Annotated in this window: 11 protein-coding genes; 7 read left to right on the top strand and 4 right to left on the bottom strand. The window is 56.2% G+C overall.

The annotated features are described in order from the left end of the window. From VKV18_RS14245 to pgl, 4 genes are all read right to left on the bottom strand, one after another. On the bottom strand, positions 1 to 1,977 hold a 1,977-nt coding region (locus VKV18_RS14245), incomplete at its 3' end, for a glycoside hydrolase family 2 TIM barrel-domain containing protein (protein WP_324204849.1). Between the two features lie 154 nt (positions 1,978 to 2,131). Then, entirely contained in the window at positions 2,132 to 2,938 is an 807-nt protein-coding gene (gene tpiA, locus VKV18_RS14240) for a triose-phosphate isomerase (protein WP_324204848.1), read from the bottom strand. Between the two features lie 59 nt (positions 2,939 to 2,997). Further along, positions 2,998 to 3,258 carry a hypothetical protein gene (locus tag VKV18_RS14235; protein ID WP_016483862.1) on the bottom strand — a complete coding sequence of 87 codons (261 nt, stop codon included), beginning with the start codon at positions 3,256 to 3,258 and terminating at the stop codon, positions 2,998 to 3,000. A gap of 192 nt (positions 3,259 to 3,450) precedes the next feature. After that, entirely contained in the window at positions 3,451 to 4,212 is a 762-nt protein-coding gene (gene pgl / locus VKV18_RS14230) for a 6-phosphogluconolactonase (RefSeq protein WP_324204847.1), read from the bottom strand. A gap of 287 nt (positions 4,213 to 4,499) precedes the next feature. Here pgl and VKV18_RS14225 point away from each other — a divergent pair, with 287 nt between their 5' ends. From VKV18_RS14225 to VKV18_RS14195, 7 genes are all read left to right on the top strand, one after another. After that, positions 4,500 to 5,486 (top strand): sugar kinase, encoded by a 987-nt coding sequence (locus tag VKV18_RS14225; protein WP_324204846.1) that lies wholly within the window; start codon positions 4,500 to 4,502, stop codon positions 5,484 to 5,486. Between the two features lie 397 nt (positions 5,487 to 5,883). Beyond that, a complete protein-coding gene (locus VKV18_RS14220) occupies positions 5,884 to 6,516 on the top strand; it encodes a sigma-70 family RNA polymerase sigma factor (protein WP_324204845.1) in 633 nt (210 codons plus the stop codon). A 68-nt stretch (positions 6,517 to 6,584) separates the two neighbouring features. Beyond that, positions 6,585 to 7,295, top strand: coding sequence for a hypothetical protein (locus VKV18_RS14215; RefSeq protein ID WP_324204844.1), 711 nt, complete (start codon positions 6,585 to 6,587; stop codon positions 7,293 to 7,295). An 8-nt stretch (positions 7,296 to 7,303) separates the two neighbouring features. Then, the gene (locus tag VKV18_RS14210; RefSeq protein ID WP_324204843.1) at positions 7,304 to 7,912 is read left to right on the top strand and encodes a type II secretion system protein; all 609 of its coding nucleotides are present in this window, start codon (positions 7,304 to 7,306) and stop codon (positions 7,910 to 7,912) included. Between the two features lie 68 nt (positions 7,913 to 7,980). Beyond that, positions 7,981 to 8,499 (top strand): hypothetical protein, encoded by a 519-nt coding sequence (locus tag VKV18_RS14205; protein WP_324204842.1) that lies wholly within the window; start codon positions 7,981 to 7,983, stop codon positions 8,497 to 8,499. 76 nt (positions 8,500 to 8,575) lie between these two features. Continuing rightward, positions 8,576 to 9,202, top strand: a complete 627-nt coding sequence (locus tag VKV18_RS14200) for a hypothetical protein (protein ID WP_324204841.1) — start codon at positions 8,576 to 8,578, stop codon at positions 9,200 to 9,202. Between the two features lie 91 nt (positions 9,203 to 9,293). After that, the coding region (locus VKV18_RS14195; RefSeq protein ID WP_324204850.1) for a type II secretion system protein at positions 9,294 to 9,431 on the top strand (138 nt) is incomplete at its 3' end.

Genomic DNA, 9,431 nt, shown 5'->3' with positions numbered 1-9,431 from the left:
TACATCGCTGCCGATCTCGCTGCCGATGATGGGGAAATCGGGATGCGACTCGTGAAAAGAGTCGTACACCCCATACGAGTAGTTGATGCCCTGCACATCCAGCACATGCGAGAGGCCATATCCCCATCCTCCGTTCATCGCTGCAGTGACGGGGCGGGTGGGATCAAGCGATTCAACAACCTTCTTCATCGCCGCGCCCATGCGCTCTCCCGCCGGCGTGCCCTGAATTCCCTCTTCGTTGCAGAGCGACCAGAGAATAATACAGGGATGGTTGCGATCGCGACGCACCATGGAGGCGAGGTCGGAGAGATCGGAGTAGGGTGCGTTCGGTGGTGTCTTTGGTGTGTAGACGTCACCAAGGTGCCGGTTCTCATCCATGACCAACATGCCCAGTCTGTCGCAGGCATCGAGCAGTTCCGGTGCAGGCGGGTTGTGAGAGCAGCGATAGGCGTTACAGCCCATCTCTTTCAGTTTGCGAATGCGCCACTCCAGCAACGAGTCGGGCATGCCAATTCCCACGCCTGCAAAATCTTGATGGTTGCAGGTGCCCTGTATCTCTACATGCTTACCGTTCAAGAAAAAGCCTTTGTTAGGGTCAAACCGAATGGTGCGCACGCCGAAATGGGTCTCGTTCCCATCCACGATGCGCCCATCTCGCAAAACACTTATCTGCAGCTTATAAAGGTAAGGGCTTTCTAGAGACCAAAGATGCGGTGCATGGAGAGGCAGCAGAGCGGCCACTTTTTGTGTGCCGTTCGGAGGAACGCTCGCCGTGCTCTCCGTTTGGGCAACGAGGCGGTTTTGCGCATCGAGCACACGAAACCGCAGGCGGCACGCGACCTCGGCATCGGTGTCGTTCTCCACGGTGGTGTGCACATTCACCTGCGCCATGGCGGGGTGCTCCACATCGTCCCCAACCACCTGCGGGTTCACAAAGGTCGTCCACTGCGCAATATGCACAGGATTTGCAACGATGAGCCATACATGTCGGTAGATTCCGCCCCCCTCATACCACCATCCCTCGTAGTTGCCGGGGTCTACATGCACGGCCAGCACGTTTTTGCCGCCAAAGTTGGCGGCTTTAGAGATATTGTAGAAGAAGCTTGTGTAGCCACTAGGATGGTTTCCGAGAAATTTGCCGTTCAGCCAGACATCGCTATCTCGAAAGATGCCCTCGAAATAGAGCCAAAGGCTTTTGCCTCTATCCGATGCCGGCAGATAGAAGGTTTTGCGATACCATGCCGGCGGCGTGGGCAGAAAACCGTGAGAGACGCTCGCCTTCGGGTCGAAGCGCCCCTCGATCACATAGTCGTGGGGCAAATGCACGATGCGCCAGGTGCTATCGTTAAAATCGGGCTGCTCGGCCCCGCTGCCTATCTCGACGCCTTTGGCATAGCCCAAAAGCACATCGCCCAAAATGCCGCCCGGGCCGCCTCCGGCGTTATCTACCTGCACGGCCAGCAGATTCGGGCCGTTTGGGCGCCATGTCTCGGCCAGCGGAACGACAAAAGGCTCTCCATAGCCTGCATGATAGTATAGCTTTTTGCCGTTTAGGTACACCGTACCATTATCATCCACGTTTTCAAAGAGAAGGTAGAGCGAGTAACCTTTAGGCGGCGGTGCGATGGAGGGCAGCGTGGTGCGAAACCAGGCAAAGCCCACCCTCCCCTCAAACACATCGGTGCCGGTTTTTACCGGCTTCCAGCCGCCCGTCGAGGTATTCAGATGGGGATCGGCGAGCACCTGCGCGTCGCCGGCCCCTTCCGCTATAGGAAGGTAGACCCAATCGGTAATAGGAACGGTTTGCTCTAAATGCGGTGTTGGCTCGCGGAAGAAACGCCAATCGGCATCGAAGAGGATTTTCTGCCGTTCTCCAAAAGGCGATTCGGCGCGCGCCCCGTGCGCGGCAAGCGATGGTAAGGGAGGGGAGAGGGCTAAGGCAAGAGGTAGCAGCAAGAGAGCTTTGTGAACCTTCATCGGCATGATGCTCCTACACGAAAGTTTTGCGCTGCTAATATTTTATAAAGGAACCGTTTTCTCCTGCTACCAAACGTTTGCTATGGATGCACGGGGATTAGCCGTTGGGACAAGCGGAGTGCCGCTCAGCCAACAGGCTTCTACTGCGAGCAAGCTAAGACGCAGGGTAGGCGTGAAGGATGGCCAAGAAATCCGCCGCTTTTAAGCTGGCCCCTCCCACCAGGGCGCCATCTATCTCCGGCTGCGCGAGAAGGTCGGCGGCGTTCTCCGGTTTCACGCTACCGCCATACTGCACGCGCACGGCGGCTGCGGCGTCGGCTCCGGCCACCTCGCCCACGGCGGCGCGAATAAGCCCACACACGCGGTTGGCCTCAGCGGCGGCGCACACCTCACCTGTGCCGATCGCCCAAACCGGTTCATAGGCGAAAACGATGCGCGGCACCTCCGCCTTGTCGATTCCCTCCAAAGCCGCGCGCGTTTGGGTTCTTATCACGGCATCGGTTTGGCCGGCTTGGCGTTCGGCCAACGTCTCGCCCACACAGCAGATGGGCGTGAGGCCGGCTGTAAGAGCCGCCCGTAGTTTTCTGTTCACGGTGGCATCGCTTTCGCCAAAATAGGCAAGAATGGTTGCATCGAAATCCGGCTCCGGCACTCCGAAGCGCCCACGGCGCTCGGAATGGCCTACAATGACATACTCGCACCCCACGTCCACGAGCATACCTGGGGCGATCTGGCCGGTATAGGCCCCCTTCTCCTTCCAAAACAGGTCTTGAGCGCCGAGCTTAACGGGGGTATTGCGCAACAAGGCGGCCGCCGTGCTTAAAGCGGTGAACGGTGGGCAGACGACCACCTCACAAGGCGGCTGACTTTCCAGACGGTGCACTAACTCTTCTAACAGGCGGCGCGTCTCCTCCAGGGTGCAGTGCATCTTCCAGTTGCCGGCGATCACTCCTCTACGCATTCTTACTCCTTCGTCTATTTTATGCGGCTCTCCCTCGCCTTTGAGAGGGTCTAAAAGGGTTAAACAAGCTCTTCCAACCCGTGCGTGGAGACCAGTGCGAAGCTGCGCTCACCGTACACCGGCGTGCATTGGCTTTGATTGAGCCGATACTCCTCGTCAATCACAAACGTGAACGCCTCGGTGAGACGACAAAACCGTTTCAGCTCGGCGACCTCTTCGGGGGTCTCCGGCACGATGCGTAAGATCAATCCAACCCGTCGCCCTTCCTCATCCAACACACAAGGTTCTCCAGGACGCATTCCGAGTATTTGGGCTTTCATGCGCTCTCCTCTCAACGATGACAGACACCGCTAAGCGGTTTGCCTGTTCTTTGTGTTAGGCTTTCCTACCCACCATCAAAACGAGGCTAAGGGTGCTTAAAACGGCATCCCGACGCTAAAGATTATTGTACCGCAAGGAGAGGCGCCGGTCGAAAGAAAAGCCATCAACAAGGATCAAGCCGCTTTACAGACCTAGGGGTTGAGCCGTTCGGGCGGCAAGAGGCCGGCAGCCTCCCTATCCACCAGCCAAAGCAGCTCCCCATCGGCGGGGCGAATGCCCACGGCAGGGCAAAGCCAGATGGGCGGTCGTTCTACCAGCACGCTGTGCAATGTTTTTGCCTTATTGCCACCGGCCACCAAAAACACCACCTGCCTCGCCGCATTAATGAGTGGGAAGGTGAAGGTAATGCGGTCAACGGGAGGCGGCAGTGTGCCGGGGGGTGTGGCCACCACCAGGCGCTCCCTCTCCGCGAGGGCGGTGGCGCCGGGAAAGAGAGAGGCCGTATGGCAATCGTCGCCAAGGCCTAGAAACACCAGGTCAAAACGAGGTAGCGTCTTGCGGTTGGGCAGGGCAAAGAAAGCCAGCAGCATCTGTTCGTAGTGCTCGGCAGCGGCTTCTGGAGTGGGCAGATCGGTGCGCACCGCCAAAACGTGCCCGGCAGGCAGCGGCAGGGCATCGAGCATGGCCTGTTTCACCATGTGGTAGTTGCTGCGCGGGTCATCATGGGGCACAAAGCGCTCGTCTCCAAAAAAGAGGTAGACTTTATTCCAATCCAACTGGGCAGCGCGCTCCGGCTGCGCCAGCAGGGCGTAGGTTCTTTCTGGGGTCGAGCCGCCGGAGAGGGCGGCCACAAAGCGCCCGCGTTCCTCGATGGAGCGATGGGCTATTTGGAGAAAGAGGTCGGCGGCACGCTGTGCCAACTGTTCTTTGTCTTCACACACTGAGATGGTCATTCAAATTACCTCGAAAAACAGCCAGGAACAGGAGCGTGAATGGGACTTTCGCCGGTGCATTCTGGACTGATGTCTCAAATTGGGCTGAAGCTCGTTTATTCATACGCGAACGGCCTGTTAGCGGTTAACTTAACCGGTTAAGCACAAAGATGAAAATTTCTCATTCGCCTTTTACCACACCGGTTTTTCATTGTACCCCACTTCTCCTTTAGATTGCAAGCAGGTTCGCTTTTGTTCCCAGGTATGCTAAATATGCACCTAATTTCAAAAGAGGAAGAGTTTACAATATGTGTGCCGAAGTAAGGTGGGATGTTATTACATTCGGGGAGACGATGCTGCGGCTTAGCCCGCCGCACTATGCACGGCTTGAAGAGGCCACATCGTTAGAGGTGCGAATCGGCGGAGCCGAATCGAACGTGGCCGTGGCCCTCTGTCGCCTTGGCCTACGAGCCTGTTGGTGGTCACGCCTCCCCAACACGCCCCTAGGGCGCCGCATTGAGAACGAGATTCGCCGTTGGGGTGTAGATACTTCCGGCGTTATTTGGGATACAGACCCTAAGGCCCGCGCAGGCCTCTATTTCCTGGATTTTGGCGTGCCGCCCCGCGCCACCGAGGTTTACTACGATAGGGCCTTTTCCGCTGCTAGCGGCCTAGGGCCGGAGGATGTGGACGCGGAGCGCATCGCCCGGTCACGCCTCCTGCACGTTACCGGCATCACCCCGGCCCTTAGCTCCCGATGTGCCGCCGCCGTTCGTTACGCCATCGAGGTCGCCAAAAAGGTGGGCACGCGGGTCTGTTTCGACACAAACTACCGCGCCCGTCTTTGGTCGGTCGAGGCCGCACGCGCTGCCATCGAGCCGTTGCTTCCTCAAGTTGACCTGCTTATTGTACCTCATGAGGAAGCACAACTGCTGTTTGCAATGGCAGAGGAGAAAGCGCAAATGGCGCGCGCTCTTCACACTCGCTACGGCATCGAGAACGTGGTGGTGACCTGTGGAGGCGAGGGCGCCTATGCCTTTAGCCCTTCCGGAGAGCATTTCGCCGCCCCCTACCCCATTGCCCATGTGGTAGACCGAGTGGGCGCCGGCGATGCCTTCGATGCCGGAGTTATTTTCGGCTATCTTCAGCAAAATCTCCCGCTCGGTTTAGAGATGGGCATGGCCATGGCCGCCCTCAAACATACCCTCCCCGGCGACCTTCTGCTCTGCACCTTCGAGGAGATCGAGGCCGTGAGAACGGCGCACGGCCAGACATCCCCCTCCATTCGCCGTTAGGACGCATAAGGGGCGGCTCCCTCCTCCTCGGCACTCAGAGGCTTTGTGCGTTCTCATCCGGCAGATGATGCCGTTGCTTGTGTTTAGCCTGAAGGCTGTAAGGCATCTCAACGAGGGCCTCATTCGACCAGAGCCACGTGCCCCTCACAGCTCGCTATACGTCGCGCCCCGCTCATGCCGGCGGTTATCCTCCTCGAATAGTCACTATGCTGAATCGGTTGAGCTTTTGCCTTTCTCTCTTGCCGCTTTTTCTACAAAAATCTTGAACAACGATAGCAAGAATTCACCGATACCCAAACCGCTCTGGCGTCGTCTTTATTTGTATCTGATAGCGTTTAACACGCATCGCTTCTCTTCGTGGTTCGTTCGCTTTGCTTTTTCAGAAAGCGAGTTGTCTATGGATGCGTTCGGTGAAGAAGAGCTACAAAAGCTTTCCAAGCTCATCCAAAAGTATGCCCGCCGCTTTCGCCTGTCAGCAGAGGATGTAGAAGATTGCGGCCAACAGTTTGTGGTGTACCTGCTCGAAAGACCTCCCCAAGAGCGGGCTTCCATTCGTGCGCGCCCCAACCGCTATGCCCATCACTTTGCTGTGGACTATCTCCGTCACCACATGGCCGGGCAAAAGTGTTTGGAGCATCTTAAGCAAGCGGCCATATGCAACCTTAAGACGCTCAATCCCGATGACCTTCTTCTGCAACAAGAGCTTCACAACCGCCTCAAGGTCTGTCTGGCCTGCCTTTGCGAAAAGGAACGCGCGCTCATCGTAGCCCATGCCGTCGAGCAGCAGAGTTTTGTTGCCATCGCCCAACAGCAGGGGCGCAGCGCTGGCGCCGTGCGTATGGCCTATAATCGCGCCATCGCCCATCTGCGCGCGGTTGCCGAAGCCAACGGGCTGACAGAAGAGGAGGCCATAGAGTATTTGGCCGCCTGCCGCCGTGCACGGGGGGGGGGGAGCTTAGACGACCAGGCCACAAAACAGAGAGGGGGTTTACGCAAAGTCGGCACTCGATGTGCGCTTTTGCGTTTGTGAATCGATCAAATAACTGGAAGCAAAAAAATGCCTTTCCCTCTTAGAGGAAAAGCCCTCAAGAGAACGGCATGGAGAGTAACGCGATGTTCCAAAAGCAGTCGCTTTCAGCAACCACATCGGTCGTTGAGGGCAACGCCTCTGTGGCCTCGAAGGGAGGCGAGGCAGAGGTGGGCGCCACACCGGTGAGGAATTCACGAAGCAGATACCGTACCCTCTTGCTGCTGCTCTTCGGCACCGAAGGAATCGTTTTTCTGTGGCTGCTTCCGCAGGACAAGGTGACCCTGTATCGTTTGCGAAGCGCATTGCCCTTCCGCTCCTCTCCTGTGGTAAGCTCGTCACAGAACCCTTACCTATCGGCGATGAAGAACGACCCCAAGCTCGGCACGCTGTTGCTGCCGACGGGCATCGGCACGGTGGTGCGGCGCGTAGCTCCCAAGCGAGTTCGCTATACGTTGCTTGGCTATGTGGGCAACTGCGCCTCGTGTCTGAATGTGAACTTAAAAGCGTGGCAAGCCGAGGCAAAAGCCCACGACATTGGCCTGGTTCTTTTTACCACCGCCCCACCCTTGGTGGCGCAGACTTTTGTGAAGGGACAGGATTTACAGGTGCCGATAGTGTGCGATATCCAGGGGGATTTGGTGAAGCAACTTAAGGCCTTATGGCCTGGACGGTGCTATCTCTTCGATAGCAACTGGCGCCTGGTGTGGATAGACCGTTCTCCCGGGCCGCAGTACGACCCGTTCGGAGATGCTACATTTCGGGCTGTTTTAGGGAAGTGAGGAGTAAGATGCGCAGGCGGGGTTTCACGTTAGTGGAGTTATTAGTGGTGTTAGGGATAATCGCGTTATTGGCAGGCATCTTGTGGGTGGTGTTTGCCCCAGCACGGGAGAAGGCACGCCAGAGTGTGTGCATCTCCAACCTGCACCAGATTGGGGTGGCCTTATCGCTCTACCGTTCGGATTACGATGGGCAAGAGGCCATGCAAGGCGTGCCCATAACCGCCTCCCAACTCGGACTGCCGATGGGCAGCAGTGGCTCCTATACTTTCGACACAGCCTATGTTAAAGACCGTCGCATTTTGTTCTGCCCCGACTTCTGGCTCGACCCCAATGTTTCGCCCCAGCAACGAAAACAATTCGGTTCCAGCTATTGGTGGCCTTTCATCCTTCCAGATGATCCCTCTATGCCGAAAAGCATGTGGTTTAGCACACGGGTAGCCAAAGAGGGAGATCGCCTCATCACTACTTTCTGCGAGGAACACAACGATTTCAAAAGCATCGTGCAAATTCATCAAGAACCCTACTGGGCAACAAAACGAGAGATTGTGCTGCGCCTCAACAACCAAGTACAAACGCTTGAGGTACCTGTATGGTCTGATGATATAAGCACTTGGTGATAGGACATGACTAGCGATTCAGCCCTTATCTTCTTATACAAACCCAATACTTAGGAGGTTATCTTAGTATGAAACAGAAGGTTCGCCGTATCGTTTCCGAACTCTATCGGAAAGTCTACGCCAAGTGGGAGGAGTTTGCCTTTGGCTTTTCAGCCCGTCAACCCCTGCCCAAGCCCAAGCTCACGCGACGAACCGCTGCACGGGCTTTGTTGGGAACCGGCTGGTTTCTGATGGGACTGCAGGCCATCCAGGAATGGGCGGTTGCGGCTTCAACACTCTGCATTAACGTTCTGCCTAGCTGCAACTCACAGTGTGCTGTTTCTACATTTAATTCATTTAGCTGCTGTGCGACGCTCATCAACAGCGCAGGTAACCCTGTAGGCTGCTGTCAATTCGTCTGCTTTAAGTGGCAGTGCCTTCCCACTATCAGTTCCAGTTCCAGCGGCATCAACTGCAGCGGATCGGGGAACGGACAAGTCTTAATTTTCACAAAAGCAGACTATATCTGTGGAAGCGCGGGTGTCTGCTTACCTAATTCAGGCAGTAGCTCTACCGCGGCCTTGAGACTTTACCATCCCCAAGCCTAAAAGCCACTTACCGAGAGGAGGGAGAAAAGCAGCTCCTCTCCTTCCTCTCCCTTTTACCTCTTGGGAGGAAAAGAGAATGAAACTCCATGAACGCACCCTCTTCCTCAAAATCACCAAGCTGGCTCGACCTCTCTCCACCAAACAACGCTTTCAAGCGGGCTTTGCCACTCTGCTCTCGATTGTGCTTCTCTTCCTGCTCTACCGTTACTGGCAGTACACCAAAAGCCCCGACTATGTGCTCCATCGTGCCCTACACGACATCGAAATCGGAGACATCAACGACCTGTATGCCATTAGCAACCAAGACGCCTGCAAATATCTGCACATCACTCCCCAAAACGCCCGCTTCATTTTGCAGCAGACACTATGGGAGCATGGGTTTCCTCAAGACCCAACCTGTGAGCCTTTCGGGCCGGTGCCTCAAGGCATAGCCCAGTGGCTAGTCACCTGGAAGCATCCCCATTACAAGGTGAAGCAACATATGGGGGTAGCCGTTTTAGAGCGTCCCAATGGACGATGGTATTTCGATTTACCTCAATTATTAGAGATGTCATGCAACATGACGGGCAAATCGTATGCCTCCTTAGCCTTGCAGGTAGGGATAAGGGGGATGGAGGGGATGGATGAGTATTGGGATTTGAAGGGGAATTTGCTGAGTGCGACGGGGGTACCTCACAAAGAGTCGAGTGCTGGTGGTTTATGAGGGAGGTTGCGGGGATTAGGGTCTGGTTTGTTCGCTTTTGCGTGGGTGGATCGATCAAATAGATAGAGAGGAAATCGTGGAGGTTTGTGGGATGCGCAGGCGGGGTTTCACGTTAGTGGAGTTATTAGTGGTGTTAGGGATAATCGCGTTGTTGGCGGGCATCTTGTGGGTGGTGTTTGCCCCGGCACGGGAGAAGGCACGCCAGAGTGTGTGCATCTCCAACCTGCAC

This window comes from Chthonomonas sp., from assembly GCF_035294505.1.
In the GTDB taxonomy this organism is placed as follows: domain Bacteria; phylum Armatimonadota; class Chthonomonadetes; order Chthonomonadales; family Chthonomonadaceae; genus Chthonomonas.
This window is presented reverse-complemented; position numbering and strand designations above follow the sequence as displayed.

What these genes read in the sequence shown, in the direction of transcription:
- tpiA (WP_324204848.1), bottom strand. Translation starts at nt 2,938, where the DNA reads ATGCGTAGAGGAGTGATCGCCGGCAACTGGAAGATGCACTGCACCCTG.
- VKV18_RS14235 (WP_016483862.1), bottom strand. Translation starts at nt 3,258, where the DNA reads ATGAAAGCCCAAATACTCGGAATGCGTCCTGGAGAACCTTGTGTGTTG.
- pgl (WP_324204847.1), bottom strand. Translation starts at nt 4,212, where the DNA reads ATGACCATCTCAGTGTGTGAAGACAAAGAACAGTTGGCACAGCGTGCC.
- VKV18_RS14225 (WP_324204846.1), top strand. Translation starts at nt 4,500, where the DNA reads ATGTGTGCCGAAGTAAGGTGGGATGTTATTACATTCGGGGAGACGATG.
- VKV18_RS14220 (WP_324204845.1), top strand. Translation starts at nt 5,884, where the DNA reads ATGGATGCGTTCGGTGAAGAAGAGCTACAAAAGCTTTCCAAGCTCATC.
- VKV18_RS14215 (WP_324204844.1), top strand. Translation starts at nt 6,585, where the DNA reads ATGGAGAGTAACGCGATGTTCCAAAAGCAGTCGCTTTCAGCAACCACA.
- VKV18_RS14210 (WP_324204843.1), top strand. Translation starts at nt 7,304, where the DNA reads ATGCGCAGGCGGGGTTTCACGTTAGTGGAGTTATTAGTGGTGTTAGGG.
- VKV18_RS14205 (WP_324204842.1), top strand. Translation starts at nt 7,981, where the DNA reads ATGAAACAGAAGGTTCGCCGTATCGTTTCCGAACTCTATCGGAAAGTC.
- VKV18_RS14200 (WP_324204841.1), top strand. Translation starts at nt 8,576, where the DNA reads ATGAAACTCCATGAACGCACCCTCTTCCTCAAAATCACCAAGCTGGCT.